Origin of the sequence: Allochromatium tepidum (assembly GCF_018409545.1) — a bacterium.
In the GTDB taxonomy this organism is placed as follows: Bacteria; Pseudomonadota; Gammaproteobacteria; order Chromatiales; family Chromatiaceae; genus Thermochromatium; species Thermochromatium tepidum_A.
In genome coordinates this window covers 550,533-574,403 of sequence record NZ_AP024563.1, presented here as the reverse complement: position 1 = coordinate 574,403, position 23,871 = coordinate 550,533, and the positions used below count along the sequence as shown (strand labels likewise).

The 23,871-nt window shown below is 65.7% G+C and carries 18 protein-coding genes; 11 read left to right on the top strand and 7 right to left on the bottom strand.

Going from position 1 to position 23,871, the window contains the following annotated elements; all coding sequences use genetic code 11:
* The first annotated feature begins 8 nt into the window (after positions 1-8).
* Genes Atep_RS02690 through Atep_RS02680 form a run of 3 tightly spaced genes read left to right on the top strand, consistent with a single transcriptional unit; the run spans position 9 to position 3,453 of the window.
* A complete protein-coding gene (locus Atep_RS02690; protein WP_236786393.1) occupies positions 9-683 on the top strand; it encodes a sensor histidine kinase in 675 nt (224 codons plus the stop codon).
* The gene (locus Atep_RS02685) at positions 671-2,524 is read left to right on the top strand and encodes a vWA domain-containing protein (protein ID WP_213380164.1); all 1,854 of its coding nucleotides are present in this window, start codon (positions 671-673) and stop codon (positions 2,522-2,524) included. The genes Atep_RS02690 and Atep_RS02685 overlap by 13 nt, the downstream gene beginning before the upstream one ends.
* Positions 2,521-3,453, top strand: coding sequence for a PspC-like choline-binding domain-containing protein (locus Atep_RS02680; RefSeq protein ID WP_213380163.1), 933 nt, complete (start codon positions 2,521-2,523; stop codon positions 3,451-3,453). Before Atep_RS02685 ends, Atep_RS02680 begins: the two co-directional genes overlap by 4 nt.
* Before the next feature lie 29 nt (positions 3,454-3,482).
* Here Atep_RS02680 and Atep_RS02675 read toward each other — a convergent pair whose 3' ends face one another.
* Positions 3,483-4,493, bottom strand: coding sequence for an aminoglycoside phosphotransferase family protein (locus Atep_RS02675; protein ID WP_236786391.1), 1,011 nt, complete (start codon positions 4,491-4,493; stop codon positions 3,483-3,485).
* 144 nt (positions 4,494-4,637) lie between these two features.
* Here Atep_RS02675 and lptD point away from each other — a divergent pair, with 144 nt between their 5' ends.
* The 8 genes from lptD (at position 4,638) to lpdA (ending at position 17,432) form a co-directional block, all read left to right on the top strand.
* On the top strand, positions 4,638-7,181 hold the full coding sequence (lptD, locus tag Atep_RS02670; protein ID WP_213380161.1) for an LPS assembly protein LptD: 2,544 nt from the start codon (positions 4,638-4,640) through the stop codon (positions 7,179-7,181).
* On the top strand, positions 7,162-8,514 hold the full coding sequence (locus Atep_RS02665; RefSeq protein ID WP_213380160.1) for a peptidylprolyl isomerase: 1,353 nt from the start codon (positions 7,162-7,164) through the stop codon (positions 8,512-8,514). The genes lptD and Atep_RS02665 overlap by 20 nt, the downstream gene beginning before the upstream one ends.
* Before the next feature lie 11 nt (positions 8,515-8,525).
* On the top strand, positions 8,526-9,545 hold the full coding sequence (pdxA, locus tag Atep_RS02660; RefSeq protein ID WP_213380159.1) for a 4-hydroxythreonine-4-phosphate dehydrogenase PdxA: 1,020 nt from the start codon (positions 8,526-8,528) through the stop codon (positions 9,543-9,545).
* A 54-nt stretch (positions 9,546-9,599) separates the two neighbouring features.
* The gene (gene tgt / locus Atep_RS02655; RefSeq protein ID WP_213380158.1) at positions 9,600-10,700 is read left to right on the top strand and encodes a tRNA guanosine(34) transglycosylase Tgt; all 1,101 of its coding nucleotides are present in this window, start codon (positions 9,600-9,602) and stop codon (positions 10,698-10,700) included.
* 411 nt (positions 10,701-11,111) lie between these two features.
* The gene (locus tag Atep_RS02650; protein ID WP_213380157.1) at positions 11,112-11,456 is read left to right on the top strand and encodes a hypothetical protein; all 345 of its coding nucleotides are present in this window, start codon (positions 11,112-11,114) and stop codon (positions 11,454-11,456) included.
* Positions 11,457-11,576: 120 nt separating this feature from the next.
* Positions 11,577-14,231: a pyruvate dehydrogenase (acetyl-transferring), homodimeric type gene (aceE, locus tag Atep_RS02645; protein ID WP_213380156.1), complete on the top strand. Its 2,655-nt coding sequence runs from the start codon at positions 11,577-11,579 to the stop codon at positions 14,229-14,231.
* A gap of 35 nt (positions 14,232-14,266) precedes the next feature.
* Positions 14,267-15,628 (top strand): dihydrolipoyllysine-residue acetyltransferase, encoded by a 1,362-nt coding sequence (gene aceF, locus Atep_RS02640; RefSeq protein WP_213380155.1) that lies wholly within the window; start codon positions 14,267-14,269, stop codon positions 15,626-15,628.
* Positions 15,629-15,695: 67 nt separating this feature from the next.
* The gene (lpdA, locus tag Atep_RS02635; protein ID WP_213380154.1) at positions 15,696-17,432 is read left to right on the top strand and encodes a dihydrolipoyl dehydrogenase; all 1,737 of its coding nucleotides are present in this window, start codon (positions 15,696-15,698) and stop codon (positions 17,430-17,432) included.
* A gap of 44 nt (positions 17,433-17,476) precedes the next feature.
* Here lpdA and Atep_RS16860 read toward each other — a convergent pair whose 3' ends face one another.
* The 6 genes from Atep_RS16860 to def are packed head-to-tail and all read right to left on the bottom strand — an operon-like array spanning position 17,477 to position 23,870.
* Positions 17,477-17,662 carry a redoxin family protein gene (locus Atep_RS16860; protein ID WP_272876305.1) on the bottom strand — a complete coding sequence of 62 codons (186 nt, stop codon included), beginning with the start codon at positions 17,660-17,662 and terminating at the stop codon, positions 17,477-17,479.
* Positions 17,655-18,047, bottom strand: coding sequence for a redoxin family protein (locus Atep_RS16855; RefSeq protein ID WP_272876304.1), 393 nt, complete (start codon positions 18,045-18,047; stop codon positions 17,655-17,657). The genes Atep_RS16860 and Atep_RS16855 overlap by 8 nt, the downstream gene beginning before the upstream one ends.
* Complete coding sequence (gene ppx / locus Atep_RS02625; RefSeq protein ID WP_213380153.1) at positions 18,040-19,560, bottom strand: exopolyphosphatase; 1,521 nt, start codon at positions 19,558-19,560, stop codon at positions 18,040-18,042. The genes Atep_RS16855 and ppx overlap by 8 nt, the downstream gene beginning before the upstream one ends.
* 60 nt (positions 19,561-19,620) lie before the next feature.
* Positions 19,621-21,195, bottom strand: a complete 1,575-nt coding sequence (gene gshA / locus Atep_RS02620; RefSeq protein ID WP_236786634.1) for a glutamate--cysteine ligase — start codon at positions 21,193-21,195, stop codon at positions 19,621-19,623.
* 32 nt (positions 21,196-21,227) lie between these two features.
* The gene (locus Atep_RS02615) at positions 21,228-23,333 is read right to left on the bottom strand and encodes a carboxy terminal-processing peptidase (protein ID WP_213380152.1); all 2,106 of its coding nucleotides are present in this window, start codon (positions 23,331-23,333) and stop codon (positions 21,228-21,230) included.
* Positions 23,334-23,369: 36 nt separating this feature from the next.
* The gene (gene def, locus Atep_RS02610) at positions 23,370-23,870 is read right to left on the bottom strand and encodes a peptide deformylase (protein ID WP_213380151.1); all 501 of its coding nucleotides are present in this window, start codon (positions 23,868-23,870) and stop codon (positions 23,370-23,372) included.
* Position 23,871: the final 1 nt, after the last annotated feature.

The window sequence follows — 23,871 nt, the reverse complement described above, 5'->3', positions numbered from 1 at the left end:
TGGACAGCATGGATTTCTCCGACATCCTCGCCTCGTCGATCCACGACATCAAAAACTCGCTCGGCCTGATCCTGACCAATCTCGAGGATCTGATCGCCAATCCGGACAATCACATCGCCAACCCCCGTCAGGCCAGCCTGCTGCAACACGAGGCACGCCGCGCCAACAGCAACCTCATCCAGTTGCTGACGCTCTACAAGCTCGGTCACGAACAGCTCTCCATGCGCGTGACGGCCAACAACCTCGATGATTTCCTGGAGGAAGTCGTCGCCGAGAATCACTCGGTATGCCGGGCGCTCCACTTGGAATTGGACTATCACTGCGAACCGGATCTCGAAGGGTATTTCGATCTGGAGCTGGTGCGCAGCGTGCTCGACAGCACCATCGGCAATGCCAGACGCTATGCCCGCTCGCGCATCGAACTCAGTGCGGCGCAGGAAGACGGCTTCCTGGTGATCCGCGTCGAGGACGACGGCGGCGGCTTTCCGCCGGCGCTGATCGGTCTGCTGGAGTACCAGCCCGGCGAATTCGCCGAAGCGAGCAATCCGGGTCGCACTCAGCTCGGACTCTATTTCGCCACGCGCATCGCACAACTGCACCGCAACGGCGACACCCAGGGCCGCGTCCGTCTGGTCAATGCCCATCAACTGACCGGAGGCTGTTTCGAGTTGTGGCTTCCCTGAGGCGCGCGCGGCTTCTCCTATCGTTCATCCTGCTGTGGTTGATCGCCGCCCAGGCGTTGCCGGCCGCGCCGTCCGACGTCCGACTGCTCATCGACGTCTCGGGGAGCATGCGCCGGAACGATCCCCGGAATCTGCGCGCGCCGGCGCTGCAACTGGTCAACGAACTCATCCCGACCGGGACCGTCTCGGGTGTGTGGCTGTTCGCCGAACAGACTGAGGTACTGGTAGCGCCGGGTCCGGTCGACGAGGCCTGGAAGAAGCGGCTCGCCGGGCGTCTCGCCCGCATCCACTCGCGCGGACTCTTCACCGACATCGAGCGCGCCATCCGCACCGCGACCGAGGACTGGAGCCAGGCCCCGGCCGAGGGCGAGCGTCACCTGATCCTCTTCACCGACGGACTCGTCGATGTCTCCAAAGATCCGGCGGACAGTGCCGCCTCGCGCGAGCGCATCCTCTCCGAGCAGATCGAGGCGCTCAAGTCCATGGGCGTCAAGGTCCATGCCATCGGTCTCTCCAATGAGATCGACGAGCCGCTCATGCGTCTGCTCGCGACCCAGACCGATGGCTGGCTGGAGATCGCACAGGACGCCGCAACGCTCCAGCGGCTCTTTCTGCGCGTGCTCGAACAGAGCGCACCGCCGACGACGGTTCCGCTCCAGGGCAACAGGTTCGAGATCGACGATCAGGTGCGCGAGTTCACAGTGCTGGCCTTTCGCCCCGAGGGCGGCCAGACCCAGTTGACGGCGCCCGACGGCGAACGCATCCGGGCCGATCAGCTCGCACCCGGCGTGAAGTGGCGCGCCGAGGTCGGCTATGACTTGGTCACGCTGGCCAACCCCAAGCCGGGTCAATGGCGTATTCGCGGGGTCGAAGACCCGGACAACCGGGTCGTGATCGTGACCGATCTGGGCATCGAGGCCGCGCCGGTGCCGAACGCGGTCGGCGTCGGGGAGGCACCCAGACTCGAGAGCTGGCTCACCGATCACGGTCAGCCCGTCCAGCGGACCGAGCTGCTGGAGGTGCTCGCCTCCAGGGTCGTCGTCACCTCCGACGCCGAAACGCCCATGCCGATGCCGGCCCCAGAAGCCGCACCCGCGCCCCCGGCCGTCGAGGAGGGCATGGCCCCGCCCGCCGCCGAGGAGGGACAGACTCCACCGGCCGCGACAGGCGAACAGCCCATGACGTTCGATGCGGCCACGGCCCGTTTCGCGACCCTGCTGCAAACACAGAGGTTCGCGCCGGGCGTCTATCGTCTGGATTTCGTCATCGACGGCGGCACCTTCCAGCGCCAGCTCACCCGGCACCTGAAGGTCAAGGGCGCGCCCCTGGGCATCGCCTATGATCGCCAGCAACCGACCGAGACCGACCCGCCGGCGGCCATGCTGCTGCGACTCAGCGCCGAACCCGACCTGGTCGATCCGATGAGCCTGTCCGGCTATCTGCTCGCCCGTGGCCCGGATGGTTGGACCGAGGTCGTCGAGATCCCCAAGGGCAAACGCTTCCCGCTGACCGTCAAGATTCCGGTCCAGCAGCCCGGTGAATATCGGATCACCAGCCATTTCATGGGGCGCACCCTGACCGGTGAGTCCATCGAGATCCAGCCCGAGCCCGGTGTCCTGAACTTCGATTTCGAGGCCCCGCCACAGACCGCCGCCGAGCCGACCTCCGGAGACCCCATCTCCTGGGCCTGGCTCCTGGTCTATGTGCTCGGCGGCAATGTGCTGCTCGGCGCCCTGCTGGCCCTGACCTGGTGGCTCATGACGCGCGCCCGGTCGTCCGGCAAGGCCGCCGGGAAGACGCCGGCGAAGAAGGGAGGATCGGCCAAGAGGACGCGCGCATGAGCACACTGCATCTGGCTGCCTTGATCCTCGCCGGCGAGTTCGCCCTGCTCGCCTGGATCATCCTCTTCTTCATGCTCAGGCGACAGCGCCATCAGGAGCACGACGACGTGGTCCATGCCGACGCCGTCATGGAACACCTGGAGGCCAACGAAGTCTCGCACCGCGATGCACTCACGAATTTGTTCGAGAGCACCTATCGCCTGGAGGGCGAGGAACTGGCCGCGAAGGTGGACGAGTACCTGGAGCGTGAGCGGGCCTTCTACAACATGATGTTGAATCTCTATCTCAATCGCGACGGAGCCAAGCTCAAGGAGATCCCGGCGGAACTGGCCAAGGTGATCAAGCCCTGGGCCGAGATCACGCCGGTCGGCATGATCAACGCCAGCGAGGTCAAGAGCCTGGAGAGCGAGAAGGCCCGGCTCTCGGTTGAACTCGAAAACACCAAGAAGACGCTCGAACAGCTCATGGAGGAGTACATGGCGGCCTTCAAGAAGGCCGAGCAGCAGGCCGCCGACTCGACACCGGAGCCGGAACGCGCGCCCCAGACCACGCCCCCGGCACAGGACGAGACGACGAGCGAAGACATCGACTTCGACGCACCCGACATGGACGCGGCCGATTTCGATATCCAGCCGGCCGCGGCCAGTGAACCCGAGGAGTCGCCCAAGCCTCAGCCGCCGGATGAGATCGAGCCCGAGGAATCGCTCGACGACGCGCTCGATCCGAGTGAAATCGATGCCATGCTGGAGGCACTGGCGAAAGAGGCCGTCGGCGAGCAGGAGTCGGCACCCGCCAAGCCGGATGAGGTGTCCGAACGCCCGCTGAGTCCGGAGGAGATCGAGGAAGCGCGCGCCCGCGATGAGCTAGAGGGACTCGCCGATCTCTTCGACCTGCCGTCCGAGGATGGGGAACCGGCCAGGAAACCCTGATGCTCGCCGTCGCGCTCGACGGCACCCCATCAGTCCGCCACCGCCAGACGCGACTCCAGTGCGGTCGAGACCGGACTGCCGAGCCGGTCGCCGAACTCGCGCAACTCGGGATAGCGGCCCGCCACGTCGAGCACATAGCCCAGGGTGCGAGGGATGTCGGCCAGATAGCCGTGCTTGCCGTCGCGCAGACTCAGACGGGCGAAGATACCGCAGGCCTTGAGGTGACGCTGCATCCCCATGAGGTCGAACCAGCGTTCGAAACGCTCGGGTTCGACCGCGTCGAGCAGACCCGAGACGCCGGCACGCTCGAAGTAACCGAACGCCCAGTCCCGGACCCGCGCTTCGGGCCAGGCGATATAGCAGTCGCGCAGCAGCGAGACCAGGTCATAGGTGATGGGACCGACCACGGCGTCCTGGAAATCGAGCACGCCCGGACTGCCCACCTCGGTCAGCATCAGATTGCGCGAGTGATAATCACGATGGACGCAGACACGCGGCTGTTCCAGGGCACTGGCGATCAGAATGGACTCGACGCGATCGAGCCGCTCATGGTCGCGCGCGTCGAGCGGCAGTTCCAGGAGTCCCTGCAACAGCCACTCGCGAAACAGGCCCAGTTCGCGCTTCAGAAGCGCCGTGTCGTACTGTGGCAGACCCTCGACCGGTGCGCGCGTCTGGAGCGTCTCCAGGGCGTCGAGCGCGTCTCCATAGAGCCGGTCGGCGCTCTGCGCGTTCAGCTCGCCCAGATAGACGCGGTCGCCGAGATCGGAGATCAGCAGGAATCCCTGCTCACGAAACTCGGCATGGATCTCAGGGGTATTGAGTCCGCAGGCGCGAAAGCGCCGTGCCAGATCGGCATAGCGCCCGCAGTCCTCGAACTCGGGCGGGGCGTCCATGGCGATCCAGGTCTCGCCGGCGCGCCGGACACGCCAGTAACGGCGAAAACTCGCATCCGAGGACGCCGGGGTCAACTCCAGCGACTCCGAGCCCAAGACCTCGATCAACCAGGAACGCAAGACGGCAGTTCGATCCGACACACCCATTCACTCCAAACGGTCAAAAAATCGTCGAACCGGGGTCCGCGAACCTCGATGCCGTCATCGGCGATTGATGGCGCGCCCCGGATGTGACATGGTTACAGGTCCAAGCCTCCAGCGTCCACTCATTCGATCACATCTCCCCGACCCATGCCGACCCAGGCCGATTTCAAACAGAGCGCATGCGCGGTCGCGCTGCTGGTGCTCGCGGCTGTCTCGGCTCCAGGCGGGGCGACCGAATCCAGCCCGGATCCGAGTCTATCCAACCCAGCGAGCGCGTCGTCGAACACGGCTCCGGACGCCGCGCCCCAGACCGGCTTCACGCCCACCACGCCGGAGCGCGCGCCCAGGGCCGAATCGCCCCTGACGCCCAGTCGTCCGGCCGAGCGTGACGCGGCGCTCGCGACCCTGGAGCGGCAGGATGCCCAGGGTCTCACCCTCGCTCCGCCGGACGAGACACCTGTGGCACCGCCGGCCGCCATCCCCGTCGAACAACGCGCCGATGACCGCCGTCTGCATCTGGATCTCGGCTGGGAGTACTGCGGACCCGCGCACGGCGTCACGAAGATCGCGCCGGCGTCCCCACCGCCTGAGGCGCAACGCCTGCCGATCGAGATCACGGCCGATCTGGTCGACTACGACCGCGAGCGCGATCTGATCCAGTTGCAGGGCGAGGTCGATATCGTCCAGGAATCGCGCCGCTTGCGCGCCGAGCGTTCGCGCTACGACCGGCGCACCGGAGACATCAGCGCCGGCGGTGGCGTCGAGCTGGATTATCCGGAACTGCGCGTGATCGGCGAGCGCGCCGACTACAATCTGGAGACCAAGCGCGGACACCTGGAGCAGGCCGGCTACCGGATGCACGGACGGGCCAATCTGCGCGGCGCCGCGGATGAGGCCTGGCTGTTCGACGCCAAACGCAGCCGCTATCGCGACGTCCTCTATACCACCTGCCCGCCCGGTAACTCGGCCTGGACACTGCGCGCGCGCGATCTGGATCTGGATCAGAGTACGGGTCTGGGTGTGGCACGCCACGCGCACCTGCGTCTCTGGGACGTGCCCCTGCTCTACACGCCCTATCTGGCCTTCCCGATCGATGGACGCCGGCGCAGCGGCTTTCTGATCCCGACCATCGGCACCTCCGAGGAGACCGGATTCGATCTCAGCCTCCCCTATTACTGGAACATCGCGCCCAACATGGACGCGACCCTGACGCCGCGTCTGATGAGCTCGCGCGGGCTGATGCTCGGGGCCGAGTTCCGCCATCTCTCGCCCTGGCAGCGCATCGAACTCGACGGCGAGCTCCTGCCGAGCGATTGGAAGAACGAAGACGAGGGCGCGCGTGGCGCCTTGCGCGTCAACCAGTCCGCCTGGTTCGGCACACGCTGGTCGACGGCGATCGACTATGCCTCGGTCTCCGACGACCGCTATCTGATCGATTTCGGCAACAGGCTCGATGTGACGAGCGTGCGCAACCTCAGTCAGCGTGCGGATGTCTGGTACAGGGGCGACGGCTGGTGGGCACTGGGGCGCGTGCAGCAGTTCCAGACGGTCGACACCGGCATCGCGCCGGCCAACCGGCCCTATGGACAGCTCCCGCACCTCGAGCTGAACCTCTCGCCCGACGCACTGATCGGCGGACTGGAATACGACTTCGAGGCGCAGTACGACTATTTCGACCACGATTCGGCCGTCCATGGCAGCCGGCTGGTCGCCATTCCCTCGTTGCGCTGGCCGCTGCGGCGCGGCTTCGGTCATCTCATTCCGCGCGCGCGGCTCTATTACACCCAGTACGATCTCATCGATCAGGTGGAGGGCGCCGACAGTCAACCGAGCCACCTGATCCCGAGTGTGGATCTCGACGGCAAGCTGATCTTCGAGCGCGAGGCCGACTGGTTCGGGCACGAGACGCTGCAAACGCTCGAGCCCCGGCTCTATTACGTCCTCACCGCCCACGAGGATCAATCCGACAATCCGCGGTTCGACACCACGGCGCTCGATTTCAGCTTCGCGAGTCTGTTTCGCCCCAACCGCTTCACCGGCTACGACCGCATCAGCGACGAGAACCGTCTCACCCTGGGGCTGACCTCGCGCACCATCGCCAACCGCGATGGCGACGAGCTCCTGCGTGCCAGTCTGGGCCAGATCTACTACTTCGATGAGCGCCGCGTCCAACTCGATTCCTCGGCGCCACGCGACGACACCAGTTCGTCGCTGGCCGGCGAACTGGCGGCGCGCCTGCATCGCGACTGGACGGCGCAGGTGGGGCTGCAATGGAATCCGCATGACGACGACGGGCAGGCCTGGGAGAAGCAGATCCTCCAGCTCCGCTATGCCCCCGACAGCGAGCGCCTGATCAATCTCGCCTACCGCTACAATCTGGGCAGCCAGGCGTCGGAGGAATACGAGGACACGGACCTCGCGTTCCAGATGCCCATCGGCCCACGGGTGCGGGTGGTCGGACGCTGGCTCTATTCACTGCTCAACGACGAGACGGTGGAAGCCTTCGCCGGGCTGGAGTTCGGCCAGTGCTGCTGGCGTCTGCGGGTGCTGGGTCAGCGTCTCAAGCGCGACGCCGACCAGCCGGCGAGCACCAGTATCATGCTGCAACTGGAGCTGGCCGGTCTCGGCTCCTTCGGCAATTCGATCGATAAGGTTCTGCAACGAGGAATCTATGGCTATCAGTCCGAATAGAGGCGCACCGGCGTGGATGACGCCGCGCCTGTCCCCGCGTGGGACGCTGCCGGGACTTACGCTGGGACTCGCGCTGGCACTCGGAATGGGGCCGGCGCCGGTCTCGGCCCAGGCATTGGACGCCATCGTCGCGGTGGTCAACGACGACGTGGTGGTGCAGAGCGAGCTGGAACGCGAGATCGCGCTGGTGATCCCGCAGCTCAACCAGCGCGGGACGGCGGTGCCGCCCCCTGAGCAGTTGCGCAAGCAGGTGCTCGACCGGCTCATCCTCAAGCACTTGCAGCAACAGCGGGCCAAGGAGCTCGGCCTCAAGGTCGACGAGGCCACGCTGGAAGAGGCGCTCCAGGGTATCGCCGGCCGCAACGGTCTGTCGCTCGACGAGCTCAAAGCGACGCTGGAGGCCGGCGGCATCCGCTTCGAGGACTTCCGTGAGGACACGCGCTCACAGATCCTGAGCAGCCGGCTGCAGAATCAGGAAGTGGTGCGCAAGATCCAGGTGAGCGAACCCGAGGTCGACCGTTTCCTCGCGCGCGAGGCCGGCCGGCTGATCGAGCGCGAGCAGGTGCGTTTGCAGCACATCCTGATCGCCCTGCCCGACAACCCGACCCCGGAGCAGGTCAAACGCGCCGAGGACAAGGCCAAGCGACTGGTGGAGCGTCTGCGCGGCGGGGCCGACTTCGCCGAGGTGGCGGCGCGCGAGTCGGATGGACGCAACGCCCTGGAGGGTGGTGATCTGGGCTGGTTCGAGATGGGCGCGGTGCCGAGTCTGGTGTCGGATCTGGCCTATACCCTGGCCGAGGGCGAGATCAGCGAGCCGTTGCGCAGCCCGAGCGGTTTCCACATCATCCGGATGCGCGAGATCAAGGCCGCTACGCCCGAGGATGTCACCCAGACGCGGGCGCGTCACATCCTGATCCGTACCAACGAGATCGTCTCGGACGCCGACGCGCGCCAGCGGTTGCTGCAACTGCGCGAGCGCATCATCGGCGGTGAGGACTTCGCAACCCTGGCGCGGGCGAACTCGGACGATACCGGCTCGGCACTCAAGGGCGGCGAACTGGGCTGGGTCGATCCGGGCAACACGGTGCCTGAGTTCGAGGAGCAGATGAACGCCCTGGCGGTCGGGGCGACCAGCGAGCCCTTCAAGAGTCCCTTCGGCTGGCACATCCTCCAGGTCGAGGAACGACGACGGCAGAGTGCCAACGAGGACATCCTGCGTCTGAAGGCGCGCGAGGCGCTGCAACGGCGCAAGGCCGAGGAAGCGACGGAGGAATGGTTGCGCCAGTTGCGCGACGAGGCCTATGTCGAGATCCGGCTCGACCAGGACGCCTGAGTTCAGACGCCATGACACGTCCAAATGCATCGCGCGTGCCGCGCCTGGCCCTGACGCCGGGTGAACCGGCCGGCATCGGCCCCGACCTGATCGCGCGTCTGGCGGCGGCCGAAGGCTGTTCAGCCGAACGTGTGGCCATCGCCGACCCGGACCTGCTGGCCGAGCGTGCGGCTCGGCTCGGTCTGGCGCTGACAATCACGCCCTTCGATCCGGCTCAGGCTCAGGCGCCGACTCCGAACCGACCCGGTCAGCTCAAAGTCTGGCCGGTGGCGCTCGAACGGGCGGCGACACCCGGTCGGCTCGATCCGGCCAACGCCGGCTATGTGCTGGAGACCCTGAGACGCGCCTGTGACGGCTGTCTCGATCACACATTCGATGCGTTGGTCACGGGACCGGTACACAAGGGCGTCATCAACGAGGCCGGTATCCACTTCACCGGACACACCGAGTTTCTGGCCGAGCGTTGCGGGGCCGAGCCGGTGATGATGCTGGCCACGCCCGGTCTGCGCGTGGCGCTGGCGACCACGCATCTGCCGCTGGCGGCGGTCAGCGCGGCCATCACGCGCGAATCGCTCGGGTGCGTGGTCGACATCCTGCATCGGGATCTCGTCGAGCGCTTCGGGCTGAAGCAGCCGCGTATCCTGGTGTGCGGACTCAATCCGCACGCCGGTGAGGGCGGACACATGGGGCGCGAGGAGATTGACGTCATCACGCCCGTGCTCGATGAACGGCGCGCACGCGGCTGGAATCTGGTCGGTCCGTTGCCCGCCGATACCCTGTTCGTGCCGCCGCGTCTGAAAACAGCCGATGCGGTGCTGGCCATGTATCACGACCAGGGGCTGCCGGTGCTCAAGCATCTCGGGTTCGGTCAGGCGGTCAATGTGACGCTTGGACTGCCGATCATCCGCACCTCGGTCGATCACGGCACGGCGCTGGAACTGGCCGGAACCGACCACGCCGATCTCGGCAGTCTGCGCCTGGCGCTCCAGACGGCACTGACGATGACGGCGGCTGTCGGCACTCAACACTGAACTTCGATCCTCTCTACGATCCGTCTCGCTCCGAGCCGGTCAGGAACCTCTTCGATGCACTTCGACCTGCTTGAACGCGACGGCCTCGCCCGTCGCGGACGTCTGACCTTTGCACGCGGGACCGTCGAGACGCCCGCTTTCATGCCCGTGGGCACCTATGGCACGGTCAAGGCCATGACCCCGGAGGAACTGCTGGAGGTCGGCGCCGAGATCGTGCTCGGCAACACCTTCCATCTGATGCTGCGCCCCGGCACCGAGGTCATCCGCCGGCTCGGGGATCTGCACGGCTTCATGCACTGGGACAAACCCATCCTCACCGACTCGGGCGGTTTCCAGGTCTTCAGTCTCGGCGAGCTACGCAAGATCACCGAGGACGGAGTCAAATTCCAATCGCCGGTCGACGGCAGTCCGGTGTTCCTCAGCCCCGAGATCTCGATGCAGGTGCAGCGCGAACTCGGCTCCGACATCGTGATGATCTTCGACGAATGCACGCCCTACCCCGCCGGCGAGGAGCAGGCGCGCGTCTCGATGGAGCTGTCGCTGCGCTGGGCGGCGCGCTCGCGTGAGGCGCATGGCGACAATCCGGCGGCGCTGTTCGGCATCGTCCAGGGCGGGATGCACGAGCGCCCGCGCGCCGAGTCGCTCGAAGGTCTGATGCGGATCGGCTTCGATGGCTATGCGGTCGGTGGGCTGTCGGTCGGCGAGCCGGAGGAAGACCGGCTACGGGTGCTCGATTTCCTCTCCGACAAGCTGCCGACCGATCGTCCGCGCTATCTGATGGGCGTCGGCACGCCCGAGGACATCGTCGCCGCCGTCCAGCGCGGCATCGACATGTTCGACTGCGTCATGCCGACCCGCAACGCGCGCAACGGGCATCTGTTCACCCATCAGGGCGTGGTGCGCATCCGCAATGCCGTCCACCGCACCGATGAAGGTCCGCTCGACCCGCTGTGCGACTGCTACACCTGCCGTCACTACAGCCGCGCCTATCTGCATCATCTCGACCGTTGCAAGGAGATCCTGGGCGCGCGGCTGGCGACCATCCACAACCTCCATTACTACCAAACCCTGATGCGCGGCCTGCGCGAGGCCATCGCCGCCGGACAACTGGAAAGCTTCGTCGCCGAGTTCAAACGGTTGCGGGCGCCGGACTGATCGATCGACCCGCCTCGAACGATCGAGCGATTTCAATACAAACGATTGACTCAAAGCATTAGTCGCATTTTTGGTAAAGGCATTAATCTTATCGCCATATTCTGATTCACTCCGGCGTAGGGAAACCGGTTACCCGGTTCCCCCGCCACAGTCCCGGACGTGCAGTTTTCCCGCATCCGGTTCTTCGGTTACACTCGCTTTCGCGACGCGCGAAGTGCCGTAGACTCCGCTATGCAAAGACCGTATGTTTCCCGCTTTGCTCGGTCACCTTCGGCCAAGCGATGTCATGGCTTTGAAGGTCACAAAAAGTGCTTGCGCTCAATGTCTTGATTTTGCTGGGTTAGCAAAGCCCAGGCTAGGGAAAGTTGGGCGGTCCACACCAGATTCAACATCGCAAGCGATTGATTCCTAATGTTGTATTTTTGCACCTTCAAAGCCATGGGCGGATGGAGCCTACGCCGGGGCACCTCGATCCTGTCGAAGAACGAGGTCAGCCGCGAGGATCGCTACAACCGCAAGCTGTTCCTGCGTCTGCGCCACGGCCAGTATCTGATCAATCCGCGTCTGGCCCTGCGCGTCGAGGGCGAGTGGCGCCGCATCTATAGCGTGCTCCAGCCGCAGCGGCTGTCCGCCGAGCTGCGCGATGTCTTCCGTTTGGATGATTTCGTGTATGACCCGAATACCAAGGCCGAACAGGCCATGACGGAGCTACGGACCCTGTTGAAAGACCTGGAGGCGGGACAGACGCCCAAGTGACCTTTCCGAAGTCTGCATTGCTAAATCGAATCCTCAGTATTTAATAAATCGTCGATCCAGGTATACTGGCGACTTTGTCTACACTGACATCGTCTCGAAACGTCTCCCTGGAACCGACTGATGACCCACAAGCCCGATATCGATCCGCAAGAGACTCAGGAATGGCTCGACTCGCTCGAGGCCGTGCTGGAGAACGAAGGCGTCGAGCGCGCCCATTTCCTGCTCGAACGCCTGATCGACAAGGCCCGCCGCTCGGGCGCCTATCTGCCCTACAGCGCCAACACCGCTTATCTGAACACCATCCCGGTCCAGGCCGAACAGCCCTTTCCGGGCGATCTGGCGCTGGAGCGGCGTATCCGCTCGCTGGTGCGCTGGAATGCGATGGCCATGGTGGTGCAGGCCAACCGCCTTTCGACCGAGCTGGGCGGGCACATCTCCAGCTTCGCCTCCTCGGCGACCCTGATCGATGTCGCCTACAACCACTTCCTGCACGCGCGCACCAAGGATCACGGCGGGGATCTGGTGTTCTTCCAGGGGCATACCGCGCCCGGCATCTATGCGCGCGCCTTCCTCGAAGGCCGGATCAGCGAGGAGCAGCTCCATCACTTCCGCCAGGAGGTCGATGGTCATGGGCTGTCGTCCTATCCGCATCCCTGGCTGATGCCCGGCTTCTGGCAGTTCCCCACGGTCTCGATGGGGCTGGGGCCGCTGATGGCCATCTATCAGGCGCGCTTCATGCGCTATCTGAACGATCGCGGACTGGTCAACACCGCCGGGCGCAAGGTCTGGGCCTTCCTCGGCGACGGTGAGATGGACGAACCGGAGTCCCTGGGCGCGATCTCGCTGGCGGCGCGCGAGCGGCTCGACAACCTGGTGTTCGTGGTCAACTGCAACCTGCAACGGCTCGACGGCCCGGTGCGCGGCAACGGCAAGATCATCCAGGAACTGGAGGCCGTGTTCCGGGGTGCGGGCTGGAACGTCATCAAGGTCATCTGGGGGCGTTACTGGGATCCGCTGTTTGCGCGCGACAAGCTGGGGCTGCTGCTCAAGCGCATGGAGGAATGTCTCGACGGCGACTATCAGGCGTACAAGGCCAAGGGCGGCGCCTATACACGCGAGCACTTCTTCGGCAAGTACGATGAGCTCAAGGCGATGGTCGCCAATATGTCGGACGAGGACATCTGGCGGCTCAATCGCGGCGGCCATGATCCGATCAAGGTCTTCAACGCCTATGCCGCCGCCATGAGCTGCACCGGCCAGCCGACCGTGATCCTGGCCAAGACGGTCAAGGGCTATGGCATGGGTGTGGCCGGCGAGGGCATGAACATCACCCATTCGCAGAAGAAGATGGGCGAGACGGCACTGCGGGCCTTCCGCGACCGCTTCAACATTCCGATCTCGGACGATCAGATCGACGCCACGCCCTTCTACAAGCCCGCGCCCGACAGCGCCGAGAGCCGGTATCTGCACGCGCGGCGTGAGCAGCTCGGCGGTTTCCTGCCGGCGCGACGCGACGAGGCTGCTCCGCTTCAGGTGCCAAGCCTGGACGCCTTCCAGTCACTGCTCGACGGCAGCGGCGACAAGGAGATGTCGACCACCATGGCCTTCGTGCGGCTGCTGACGCTCCTGGTGCGCGACAAGCAGATCGGTCAGTACGTGGTGCCCATCGTCCCGGACGAGGCGCGCACCTTCGGCATGGAGGGCATGTTCCGTCAGCTCGGCATCTATGCCTCTCAGGGTCAGCTCTATGAGCCGGTCGACTCCGATCAGGTCATGTACTACCGCGAAGACAAGAAAGGCCAGATCCTGCAGGAGGGCATCAACGAGGCCGGGGCGATGTCGTCCTGGATCGCGGCGGCCACGGCCTACGCCAATCATGGCCAGAGCATGATCCCCTTCTACATCTACTACTCGATGTTCGGCTTCCAGCGCATCGGCGATCTGGCCTGGGCGGCGGGCGACATGCGCGCGCGCGGCTTCCTGATCGGCGGCACGGCCGGGCGCACCACGCTGGCGGGTGAAGGTTTGCAGCATCAGGACGGTCACAGCCTGCTGCTGGCCTCGACCATCCCCAACTGTGTGGCCTACGACCCGGCCTACGCCTATGAGCTGGCGGTGATCGTCCAGGACGGTCTGCGGCGGATGTATCAGGACAAGGAAAACGTCTTCTACTACATCACGGCGATGAACGAGAATTACGTCCAGCCGCCGATGCCCGAGGGCTGTGCGGAGGGCATCCTCAAGGGGATGCATCCGGTCCGGCACGGCGCCGACGGCGAGCCTCAGGTCCAGTTGCTCGGCTCGGGCAGCATCCTGCGCGAGGTGCTGGCGGCGGCCGAGTTGCTGGAGCAGGATTTCGGCGTCGGTTCGACGGTCTGGAGCGTCACCAGCTTCAACGAACTGCGCCGCGAAGGCATCGAGATCGAGCGCTGGAACCGGCTCCATCCCGACCAGACGCCGCGTGTCACCTATGTCGAATCCCAGCTCGGCGACACGCGCGGTCCCATCGTAGCCGCGACCGACTACATGCGTCTCCAGGCCGACCAGATCCGGCCCTATGTGCCACGCCGCTATGTGACCCTGGGCACCGACGGCTTCGGACGCAGCGACATGCGTCGTCAGCTCCGCAAATTCTTCGAGGTCGACCGCCATCAGGTGGTGCTCGCCGCGCTCAAGGCGCTCGCCGACGAGGGCGCGGTCCCGGTGTCGATGGTGACGGACGCCATCTCCAGGTACCGCATCGATCCGGACAAGCCCAACCCCGTGAACGTCTGAGCCGACTGGTCAACAGGTTTTAAGGAGCATTGCGCGTGTCTAGCCTCGAAGAGATCCTCTTGCCCGACATCGGCGATTTTTCCGGTGTCGAGATCATCGAGATCCTGGTCGCCCCCGGCGACCGGATCGAAGCCGAACAATCCATTCTGACCCTCGAAAGCGACAAGGCGACCATCGAGATCCCCGCCCCCATCGGTGGAGTCGTCCGTGAACTCCTGGTCAAGACCGGCGATCGCGTCAGTCGGGGTGATCGGCTGATGCGGGTCGAACCGGTCGGGTCGTCCGCCGAGGGTTCAGGTCCGGCCGAAACGTCCCCGCCGGCCGCCGAGCTTCAGACTCCGGAGCCGGCGGCTCCAGCCCCCAGCCCAAGAGCCGAGACGGATGTAGAGCCTGAGCCGCTCCGCCGTGCCCCCGGTGAGACCGAGCGACGTCAGGCCCCCGTACTTCCGCGTCCCGAGGACATGACCGCCATCGCCCGTGGTCGCAAGGCCCATGCGAGTCCAGCCGTGCGCCGCTTTGCGCGCGAGCTTGGCGTCGATCTGGCGCGCGTCAAGGGTTCCGGCCCCAAGGGTCGCATCGTCAAGGACGACGTTCAGGGCTATGTCAAGCAGACCCTAGCTCAGGGCGGCGGTACGACCGAGACGAGCACCACGGGCGTCTTCCGGCTCCCGAGCGCACCAGAGGTCGATTTCGCCCGCTTCGGTCCGACCGAGATCCGGGAGCTGCCGCGCATCCGCAAACTCAGCGGTCGCCATTTGCACCGCTGCTGGATCGGCATCCCGCACGTCACCCAGTTCGACGAGGCTGACATCACCGAACTCGAAGCCTTCCGCCAGGCCCAGAAGGACGCTTCGTCCAAGCGGGGCGTCAAGCTGACCCTCCTACCCTTCCTGCTCAAGGCGGTGGCGACGGCACTGGCGCGGATGCCCGTGCTCAAGGCGTCACTGACCCCGGATGGCGAGAGCCTGGTCCACAAGCATTACACCCATATCGGGGTCGCGGTCGACACGCCGAACGGTCTGGTCGTCCCTGTGGTGCGCGATGTCGACCGGAAGGGTCTGCATCAGCTCGCCACCGAACTGGCGGATCTCAGCGCCAAGGCCCGCGACGGCAAGCTGCTGCCGGGCGACATGCAGGGCGGCTGCTTCTCGATCTCCAGTCTCGGCGGCGTCGGCGGAACGGCCTTCACGCCCATCGTCAACGCGCCCGAGGTCGCCATCCTCGGCGTCTCGCGCGCCGAGACGAAGCCGGTGTGGAACGGGCGCGAGTTCATGCCGCGTCTGATGCTGCCGCTGTCGCTGTCCTACGACCATCGCGTGGTCGACGGCGCCGACGGGGCACGCTTCACCAGCCTGCTGCGCGAGCTGCTCGGCGACATTCGACGCTTGCTGATCTGATAGGATGGCGGGTCTTATCCCATAACGATTGTCAGCGCCCGCGGCGCCCGTGAGAGAAGCCCCCACCATGAGCACCATCATCGAGGTCAAGGTTCCGGACATCGGAGATTTCAAGGACGTGCAGATCATCGAGATCCTGGTCGCCCCCGGTGATCGGATCGAGCCGGAGACGTCACTGGTAACAGTCGAGAGCGACAAGGCCAGCATGGAGATTCCATCGCCCCGGGCCGGAATCGTGAAGGCCCTGAACGTCAAGATCGGCGATCTGATCTCTCAGGGCGATCCGATCCTGACGCTGGAGATCGAGGGCGAGGCGGTGTCTGCATCGAGCGTTGACAGCGCCGATCAAGCGTCGGCGGCGGACTCGGCACCGGCGACCGAAACCGGCGCCGCCCAGGAGATCGTGACTGAGGTCGTTGTACTCGGCGCCGGTCCCGGCGGCTACACGGCCGCCTTCCGCGCCGCCGATCTGGGCAAGAAGGTGGTCCTGATCGAGCGTTATCCGACGCTCGGCGGGGTCTGTCTCAACGTCGGCTGTATCCCGTCGAAGGCGTTGCTGCACACGGCCGCCATCATGGAAGAGGTCAAGACGCTCGACGTCATGGGCGTGACCTATGGCGCGCCTGAGGTCGATCTGGCCAAGATGCGCGCCGGTAAGGACAAGGTGGTCGCCAAGCTCACCGGCGGACTGACGGCGCTCGCCAAGCAACGCAACGTCCAGGTCGTCCAGGGTACCGGGCGCTTCGAGTCGCCCAACCGGATCGGCGTCGAGACCAAGGAAGGGCGCGTGCGGGTGCGTTTCGATCAGGCCATCATCGCCTGCGGTTCCTCGCCGATGAAGATCCCCGGCTTCCCGCACGAGGACTCGCGCGTCATGGATTCGACCGACGCCCTGGCCCTGGCCGACGTGCCCGATCGGCTACTGATCGTCGGCGGCGGCATCATCGGTCTGGAGATGGCGAGCGTCTACAGCGCGCTCGGTTCGCGGATCGACGTGGTCGAGCTGAAGAATCAGCTCATGCCCGGCTGCGACCCGGATCTGGTCAAGGCGGTCGAGAAGATCATCAAGAAGCGCTACGAGAACATCTGGCTCGAAACCAAGGTCGCGAGCATGAGCGCCGGACCCGAGGGCATCAAGGTGGTGTTCGAAGGCAAGCATCCGGGCGAGGAGCTCTACGACAAGGTGCTGGTGGCCGTCGGTCGTCTGCCCAACGGTAAGCACATCGACGCTGAAGCGGCCGGCGTGACGGTCGACCAGCATGGCTTCATCAAGGTCGATCAGCACCAGCGCACCAACGTCCCGCACATCTTCGCCATCGGCGACGTGGTCGGCGGGCCGATGCTGGCGCACAAGGCCACGCACGAGGCCAAGGTCGCCGCCGAGGTCATCGCCGGACAGCCGTCGCTGTTCGATCCGCTGACCATCCCGTCGGTCGCCTACACCGACCCCGAGGTCGCCTGGATGGGCCTGACCGAGACTCAGGCCAAGGCCGACGGCATCCCTTACGAGAAGGGCGTCTTCCCCTGGGCCGCGAGCGGACGCGCGCTCGGTATCCATCGCGACGAAGGCATGACCAAGCTGCTGTTCGATCCCGAGACCAAGCGCATCCTGGGTGCCGGCATCGTCGGCCCCAACGCCGGCGAGCTGATCGGCGAAGCGGTGCTGGCGCTGGAGATGGGTGCCGACATGGAAGACATCGGGCTGACCATCCACCCGCATCCGACCCTATGCGAGACCATCGGACTCGCCGCCGAGATGGCGCATGGCTCCATCACCGACCTGATGCCGCCGAAGAAGCGCTGAGGCACAGCCGCAAGCCCCCTCTCCTCGCGGGAGAGGGGCCGAAGCTACCGACCCGCCAGCCAGAGACGCAGCCTCAATCCAGGCCCAGTGCTGACCCCAACGATCGAAGAGCGGATACGTCCATCTCCATCGATCACGAAGCTGGTCGGCACGCCCGCCACGCCCCAGGCCCGCGACAGACGACCGTCGGGGTCCGAGACGACTGGAAAATCCTGCCCGGCTTCAAGCATGTAGGCGCGGATCTGTTTTTTGCTCCTCCTCCGTCCCCGATTGCAGTGCGACCGTGACCACGGCGTGATCCTCGGCGATGGCATCGATAGTGCCGTCGGTGATGCGGCACACCGGACACCAGGTCGCCCAGAAATGCACCAGCACCGGCCGCCCGCGCCGGTCGGCGAGATCGATCGGCGTCCCCTCCAGCGTGACGCCAACCAGCGGCGGAGCCTCACCTGTCACCAGGGTCCGTCCCTGCCACCACTGAACACCGACAACGATCGCAACGATCAGAAGGAGGTTGACCGGCCAGCCGCCCAGACGTCGCCCCCAGCGTTGCAGAACCGTCGGCGTCGACGGAGCCGACGCTGAATCGGACTTCGAATGTCCGTCGTCAGCCAAAGCGCAACACCATCCCGGCCGCCGCCAGACGCTCGGCCTCCTGCTCCAGCTCCAACTGGGTCAGCGGATGACCGGCGAGCCAGTCGTCCGGAAAACTCAGGGTCAGGTTCTCGCCCTCGACCTGAAGGGTCGGATTCGGCTTGCTGTCGACCGAGCGCCCACGATGCAGCAGCACCGCCAGACGCAGGATGACACACAGCCGCCGTACCGCGAGCCGGATGGCCTGGGGCAGCGCGGCGAACTCCTGCACCGGGAACTTGCGCCGATGTCCGAGCACCAGCGCCGCGAGCATGGTCTGCTCCTGGCGCGTGAAGCCGGGCAGATCGGCATTGCGCAGCAGATAGGCGCCATGCTTCTGATATTGGCTGTGAGCGACCATGACGCCGATCTCATGCACGCGCGCGGCCCAGGCGAGCATGCGCGGATAGTCGAGATCGTCGAGCGACCAGGGTTTGGCCAATTGACGGTAGAGACTCAGCGCCGTGGCCTCGACACGCCGGCCATGTTCCTGATCGACATGGAACTGCCGGCAGAGCGTGGCGACGGTCCGCTCGCGCACGTCGCCCTGCTGATGGCGGCCCATCATCTCGTAGAGCACGCCCTCACGCAGGGCATAGTCCGAGACCTGCATGTGCGCGATACCGAGCGAGTCGAACACCGAGCGCAGCACGGCCACACCGCCGGCGAAGACCGGACGGCGCTCGTCGCTCAAGCCCTTGAGATCGAGCGCCGCGACCCGACCCGCCGCGATCAGGGCCTCGCGCAGTCGCATCAGCGATTCGGCCGAGATGCCGTCCTCGCACCAGCCCTCGGCCCGGACCACGGTGGCGATGGCGCGGATGGTCCCGGAACTCCCGACCGCCCGCTCCCAGCAGGTGCGGCGGAAGAGTTCGCGCACCGGACGGACCTCCAGGGCGCCCGTCAGTTCGGCGCGCTGCATGGCCTTGGCCGTGATCCGTCCATCGGCGAAGTGACGGCGCGTCATGCTCACACAGCCCATGTGCAGGCTCTCGCGCAGACGCGGCGAGAAGGCCCGCCCGACGATCATCTCGGTGCTGCCGCCGCCGATGTCGACCACCAGGCGCCGTTCACCACCGGAGGCCAGCCCATAGGCCACGCCCAGATAGATCAGACGCGCCTCCTCACGCCCGGCGATGACGTCGATGCCATGTCCGAGCGCGGACTCGGCGCGCCGGATGAAGGCATCGTCGGGTTGGAGTTGACGCAGCGTGTTGGTGCCGACGGCGCGCACGTCTTCGGGCGCAAAACCGCGCAGACGCTGGCCGAAGCGCTCCAGACAGGCGAGCGCGCGCTCGGCGACCTCGGGCGTGATGCCGTGATCCTCGGTCAGCCCCTCACCGAGTCGCACCATCTCCTTGAGACGGTCGGTGATCTGGACATGACCGTCATCGATGCGGGCCACGACCATGTGAAAACTGTTGGAACCGAGATCGACGGCCGCGACGGTGCGTGTCGCAGTGACATCAGCCGCCTGTACGACGTCTTCAGGCATGGGCACGGAATCCGGCGGATGGACAGGGCGCGAATGATAGCAAAGGGCGTGCGTGGACGTTCAGTGCGTCGGTGCCTGGGATGGAACACGACCGGCAAAATAGTCGTTCAGGAAGGTGTCGAAATCCACCTGGTCCGCTGCCTCGATCGCCTGCCGGCGCGTGATCGACTCGGCGGCCAGCCGCTCGAAGAATGCGCTCTGCTCGGGATCGAGCCGGGCCTCCCGGAACGCCTGCCGATGCGTCTCGGACCAGCGCCAGGCCAGGGCGAAGAAGCCTTCGCCCCGCTCGCGCATCTCGGCCAGCATCCGCGCCGATGGGGTCAGATCCGGATGATCGATCTTCTCACGCTGACGTCTCAGGCTCGCCACATGCGGCCCATCCGAACCGCCGTCGAGCAATTCGGCCGCCCCGACCATGCCGTCGAGGATCTCGTGCGCCCAGACGCGCAACTCGACGGCCTCGCGATCACGCGCCAGACGCAGTCCGGGTTCACGTCCGCGATGGGCGACCAGCACCTGATTCTCGTCGATGTCACGCCGCTCGCGCGCGGCGATGCGCGGGCTGTCCTGGAGCAGGGCGTACAGCATCAGGGTCTCCAGGAACTCCAACTGCTCCAGACCGACACCGAGCGGCTCGTAGAGATTGACGTCGAGCGAACGCAGTTCGACATAGCGGATGCCGCGCCGGCGCAGGGCGTGGGTCGGTTTCTCCAGCCACTCGGTGATCTGCTTGGGCCGCACCGTGCTGTAGTACTCGTTCTCGATCTGGAGCACATTGGCGTTGAGCTGCTCGTAGCGCTCGCCGACCTTGACCCCGATGGTCTCGTACTGCGGACAGGGCGTCTCTATGGCCCAGGTCAGACTGCGCACATAGGCATCCAGGCTGTCGTAACAGGCCTTCATGCCCGTGCCCTCTTCCTGCTTGTTCTGATAGCCGATGTCGCCCAGACGCAGCGAGGTGGCATGGGGATAGTAGAGGGTGTGCGGGTCGAAGCGCTCCAGATCGGTCTCGTGTCCCTGGACGAAGCTGTCGCAGACCGCCGGCGAGGCGCCGAACAGATAGGGCACCAGCCAGCCGATCCGTTGCAGGTTGCGGATCATGCCCATCTGGGCCTCGGAGCGGAAGAACCCCGGCTCGGCCCGATCGTCGCGCTCGGCCTGATACAGCGTCCAGAAGGCATCGGCGAAGGAGAAGTTGAAGTGCACCCCGGCGATCACCTGCATCACCCGCCCGTAGCGATTGCCGAGTCCGCGCCGATAGACCGTCTTCATGGTCGCGGCGTTGGAGGTGCCGTAGCGGGCGAGCGGGATGGCGGCTCCGCCCTCGATGACGCAGGGCATACTGGTCGCCCAGAGCCGTTCGTCGCCCAGATGCCGGTTGACGAAGACGTGGGTCTCGCGCAGAAAATCGAGCACGGCGCGCGGGTCGGTCAGCGCCGGCGTCACCAGCTCGATCAGGGCCTCCGAGAAGTCGGTCGTGATGTGCGGATGGGTGAGCGCCGAACCGAGCGCCGCCGGATGGGGCGTCTTCGCCAACCGCCCGTCCGGCGCCACCCGCAGACTCTCCTTTTCCAAGCCGATCCGGTTGTCGCGCAGCGCCGCGCTCGCGCCGGCCCGATGGAGCCGATCCGGCATCGACTCCAGATCCATCGCGGTCTCGCTCAAGCTCAATCCCTCATCACGGCGCGCGGCCCGTTGCTGCCGCGCTGCATCAGGATGCCGTCGGCCAGGATGCGCGCGGCCTCCTCGGACTCGATACGCGCGATGACCTTGCGCTGCTTCTCCAGGGCTTCCTCGTCGACCTGATCGGCCTCCTCGTCGACCGGGGTCAGGCCACGCGCACGCAGGAAGCGTTCCTGATCGGCCTTGAAGCGCTGATTGCGCCGCTCGTCCTCGGCACGCCGTTCGGACTCGCGCAGCGAGACCCGTTTCTGATCCTCGACCTCGCGCACCAGCCGACTGCGTTCGGTGAGCATCTTGAAGCCCGGATCCTTGGCCACGCGCTCGGCGGAGCGGCGCGCGAGGGCGTCGAAGCGCAGCTCGCCGACCTTCTTGAAGCCTGCCGGGTCGATCTGGGTCCAGGGCAAGGCGTTGTCGAGCGCGCGCTCGCCGTGCCCGCTGATGTAGTCGGCGCTCGGGAAGCGGATGTCCGGCTCGACGCCGCGCAGTTGGGTGCTGCCGCCGCTGATGCGGAAGAACTCGGCCATGGTCAGACGCAGACGCCCCAGATCGCTCTTCTCGCCCGGCACATAGCGGTTGAGATCGATGAGCGTCTGTACCGTGCCCTTGCCGAAGGTCGGCTCGCCGATGATCAGCCCGCGTCCGTAGTCCTGGATGGCGGCGGCGAAGATCTCGGAGGCCGAGGCGCTCTCGCGGTCGACCAGGACGGCCAGCGGTCCGGTATAGGCCATGCCCGGATCGCGGTCGGCCTCGACCTCGACCTTGCCGAAGGCGTCCTTGACCTGGACCACGGGGCCTGTGTCGATGAACAGCCCGGTCAGCGAGGTGGCTTCGGCGAGCGAACCGCCGCCGTTGGCACGCAGATCGATGAGCAGACCGTCGATGCCGCGCATCACCAGATCATTGATGAGCCGGCGCACATCGCGCGTGGTACTGCGAAAATCCGCCGTGCCGCTACCCTCGGCCTCGAAGTCGCGATAGAAGGCGGGGATCTCGATCACGCCGACCTTGAGTCCGGGCGCATTGGCGAGATCCTCGATCACATAGCTCTTGGCGGCCTGATCCTCGAGCTTGATCTCGTTGCGCACCAGGGCGACCTCGCGCACCGGTTTGGACGAACCACTGGTCTTGGGCTGGATCTGCAAGCGCACCACCGAGCCCTTGGGACCGCGAATCTTGTCGACGACATCTTCGAGGCGCCAGCCGACGACGTCCTCCATGGGACCGTCGAGTCCCTGAGCCACACCGAGGATCTGATCGCCTCCGTGGATCTGGCCGGACTCACGCGCCGGACCGCCCGGAACCGTGCTCTGCACGACCGTGTATTCATTGTCCGAGCGCAGCACCGCGCCGATGCCTTCCAGCGACAGCTTCATGCTGATGTCGAAGTTCTCCGAGGTGCTCGGCGACATATAGCTGGTATGCGGCTCGACGGTCTCGGTATAGGCATTCATGAAGGTCTGGAACACATCGTCACCCTTGAACTGGCGGATGCGTCGGGCCAGGCCCTCGTAGCGCTTGCGCAGTCGGTCGCGCACCTCGTCGTCGGACTTGTCGGCCAGACGCAGCGAGAGGTAATCGTGCTTGACGCGCTTCCTCCAGCGCTCGTCGAGTTCGGCGGCGTCGCGTGCCCAGGGCGTTTTATCGGATTCGAAGGTGAAGGTCTCGGCGGTGTCGAACTCGAAGCGACCGTCGAGCAGCTTGAGCGCGTGGGCGACCCGCTCGCCGACCCGCATCCGGTAGACGCGGAAGATGTCGAAGGCGATGTCCAGCTCGCCCCGGCGCAGGCTCTCGTCGAGATGGCGCGCCCCGTTCTGGAACCGCTCCACGTCACGCGCCAGGAAGAAGGTCCGGTTCGGATCGAGCGCCTTGAGATAGCGCTCCAGCACCGAGGCCGCGAAGTCGCGATCGAGTGAGACCTTGCGATAGTGATAACGCTCCAGCACCTTGTTGATGACGATGGCGGCCTTGGTCTGGGTCGGGCTGGGGAAGAGTTCGGACAGGGGCACCGAAGACGGCGCCGCCAGGGTCGTCGTCGCCGTGATCAGCAGGACGGCGAACAGGAGTGGAAACCGAAAGAGGCGCTGTTTCATGGCACGATGCTCTGATGAATCGCCGGTGCGACCGGACTATTTGTAGACCTTGCGCCGATAGAGATCGGTGCGACGGCTGACCACGCGGTCGACGAACAGCAGTCCGTCGAGATGATCGAGTTCATGTTGGACCGCACGCGCCTCGAATCCCTCCATCTCGTACTGATGCTCGACGCCGTCGGCGTCCTGGGCCTTGAGTCGGATCTGGGTGGCGCGGATGACGTTGCCGGTGTAGTCCGGGACCGAGAGACAGCCTTCGCGGCCCATGGCGAAGCCTTCCCAGTGCGTGATCTCGGGATTGATCAGCACCAGCCGGCCATGATTGGGTGTTTTGGGTCGTCCTGAAAGGTCGAGGATGACGACGCGCTGAAAGTGTCCGACCTGGGGCGCGGCGATGCCGACGGCACCGGGGCCGGCCAGACGGGTCTCTTCCAGATCGGCGATGAAGTCGCGCAATGCCTGGTCGAAGGACTCGACGGGTTCAGAGACCTGCTTGAGACGCGGATCGGGCAGCTTGAGGATATCGAGGATCGCCATG

Coding starts and splice junctions, on each gene's coding strand:
- Atep_RS02690 (WP_236786393.1), top strand. CDS start 9: ATGGATTTCTCCGACATCCTCGCCTCGTCGATCCACGACATCAAAAAC.
- Atep_RS02680 (WP_213380163.1), top strand. CDS start 2,521: ATGAGCACACTGCATCTGGCTGCCTTGATCCTCGCCGGCGAGTTCGCC.
- Atep_RS02675 (WP_236786391.1), bottom strand. CDS start 4,493: ATGGGTGTGTCGGATCGAACTGCCGTCTTGCGTTCCTGGTTGATCGAG.
- lptD (WP_213380161.1), top strand. CDS start 4,638: ATGCCGACCCAGGCCGATTTCAAACAGAGCGCATGCGCGGTCGCGCTG.
- Atep_RS02665 (WP_213380160.1), top strand. CDS start 7,162: ATGGCTATCAGTCCGAATAGAGGCGCACCGGCGTGGATGACGCCGCGC.
- pdxA (WP_213380159.1), top strand. CDS start 8,526: ATGACACGTCCAAATGCATCGCGCGTGCCGCGCCTGGCCCTGACGCCG.
- tgt (WP_213380158.1), top strand. CDS start 9,600: ATGCACTTCGACCTGCTTGAACGCGACGGCCTCGCCCGTCGCGGACGT.
- Atep_RS02650 (WP_213380157.1), top strand. CDS start 11,112: ATGTTGTATTTTTGCACCTTCAAAGCCATGGGCGGATGGAGCCTACGC.
- aceE (WP_213380156.1), top strand. CDS start 11,577: ATGACCCACAAGCCCGATATCGATCCGCAAGAGACTCAGGAATGGCTC.
- lpdA (WP_213380154.1), top strand. CDS start 15,696: ATGAGCACCATCATCGAGGTCAAGGTTCCGGACATCGGAGATTTCAAG.
- Atep_RS16860 (WP_272876305.1), bottom strand. CDS start 17,662: ATGCTTGAAGCCGGGCAGGATTTTCCAGTCGTCTCGGACCCCGACGGT.
- ppx (WP_213380153.1), bottom strand. CDS start 19,560: ATGCCTGAAGACGTCGTACAGGCGGCTGATGTCACTGCGACACGCACC.
- gshA (WP_236786634.1), bottom strand. CDS start 21,195: ATGCCGGATCGGCTCCATCGGGCCGGCGCGAGCGCGGCGCTGCGCGAC.
- Atep_RS02615 (WP_213380152.1), bottom strand. CDS start 23,333: ATGAAACAGCGCCTCTTTCGGTTTCCACTCCTGTTCGCCGTCCTGCTG.
- def (WP_213380151.1), bottom strand. CDS start 23,870: ATGGCGATCCTCGATATCCTCAAGCTGCCCGATCCGCGTCTCAAGCAG.